The 1,678-nt window shown below is 53.3% G+C and carries 1 rRNA gene; it reads left to right on the forward strand.

Annotated elements, in window-relative coordinates:
• Positions 1-94: 94 nt before the first annotated feature.
• Positions 95-1,634, forward strand: a 16S ribosomal RNA gene (locus HX773_RS23255).
• Positions 1,635-1,678 lie beyond the last annotated feature (44 nt).

Consider the following 1,678-nt stretch of genomic DNA (forward strand, 5'->3'; position numbering starts at 1 on the left):
AAAATATCAAAGCCTCACGAGTGAACACATAATGAAATTCATTATGACGTTTTACAGATGAGCACCGCTGAACTTGTTTCAGCAAATCAAACTTAAATTGAAGAGTTTGATCATGGCTCAGATTGAACGCTGGCGGCAGGCCTAACACATGCAAGTCGAACGGTAGCACAGAGAGCTTGCTCTCGGGTGACGAGTGGCGGACGGGTGAGTAATGTCTGGGAAACTGCCCGATGGAGGGGGATAACTACTGGAAACGGTAGCTAATACCGCATAACGTCGCAAGACCAAAGTGGGGGACCTTCGGGCCTCACACCATCGGATGTGCCCAGATGGGATTAGCTAGTAGGTGGGGTAATGGCTCACCTAGGCGACGATCCCTAGCTGGTCTGAGAGGATGACCAGCCACACTGGAACTGAGACACGGTCCAGACTCCTACGGGAGGCAGCAGTGGGGAATATTGCACAATGGGCGCAAGCCTGATGCAGCCATGCCGCGTGTATGAAGAAGGCCTTCGGGTTGTAAAGTACTTTCAGCGGGGAGGAAGGCGGTGAAGTTAATAACTTCACCGATTGACGTTACCCGCAGAAGAAGCACCGGCTAACTCCGTGCCAGCAGCCGCGGTAATACGGAGGGTGCAAGCGTTAATCGGAATTACTGGGCGTAAAGCGCACGCAGGCGGTCTGTCAAGTCGGATGTGAAATCCCCGGGCTTAACCTGGGAACTGCATTCGAAACTGGCAGGCTAGAGTCTTGTAGAGGGGGGTAGAATTCCAGGTGTAGCGGTGAAATGCGTAGAGATCTGGAGGAATACCGGTGGCGAAGGCGGCCCCCTGGACAAAGACTGACGCTCAGGTGCGAAAGCGTGGGGAGCAAACAGGATTAGATACCCTGGTAGTCCACGCCGTAAACGATGTCGACTTGGAGGTTGTTCCCTTGAGGAGTGGCTTCCGGAGCTAACGCGTTAAGTCGACCGCCTGGGGAGTACGGCCGCAAGGTTAAAACTCAAATGAATTGACGGGGGCCCGCACAAGCGGTGGAGCATGTGGTTTAATTCGATGCAACGCGAAGAACCTTACCTACTCTTGACATCCAGAGAACTTAGCAGAGATGCTTTGGTGCCTTCGGGAACTCTGAGACAGGTGCTGCATGGCTGTCGTCAGCTCGTGTTGTGAAATGTTGGGTTAAGTCCCGCAACGAGCGCAACCCTTATCCTTTGTTGCCAGCGGTTCGGCCGGGAACTCAAAGGAGACTGCCAGTGATAAACTGGAGGAAGGTGGGGATGACGTCAAGTCATCATGGCCCTTACGAGTAGGGCTACACACGTGCTACAATGGCGCATACAAAGAGAAGCGACCTCGCGAGAGCAAGCGGACCTCATAAAGTGCGTCGTAGTCCGGATCGGAGTCTGCAACTCGACTCCGTGAAGTCGGAATCGCTAGTAATCGTAGATCAGAATGCTACGGTGAATACGTTCCCGGGCCTTGTACACACCGCCCGTCACACCATGGGAGTGGGTTGCAAAAGAAGTAGGTAGCTTAACCTTCGGGAGGGCGCTTACCACTTTGTGATTCATGACTGGGGTGAAGTCGTAACAAGGTAACCGTAGGGGAACCTGCGGTTGGATCACCTCCTTACCTGAAGATACCTTCCCGCGAAGTGCTCACACAGATTGTCTGAT

Origin of the sequence: Pantoea sp. B9002 (assembly GCF_013385945.1) — a bacterium.
In the GTDB taxonomy this organism is placed as follows: Bacteria; Pseudomonadota; Gammaproteobacteria; order Enterobacterales; family Enterobacteriaceae; genus Pantoea.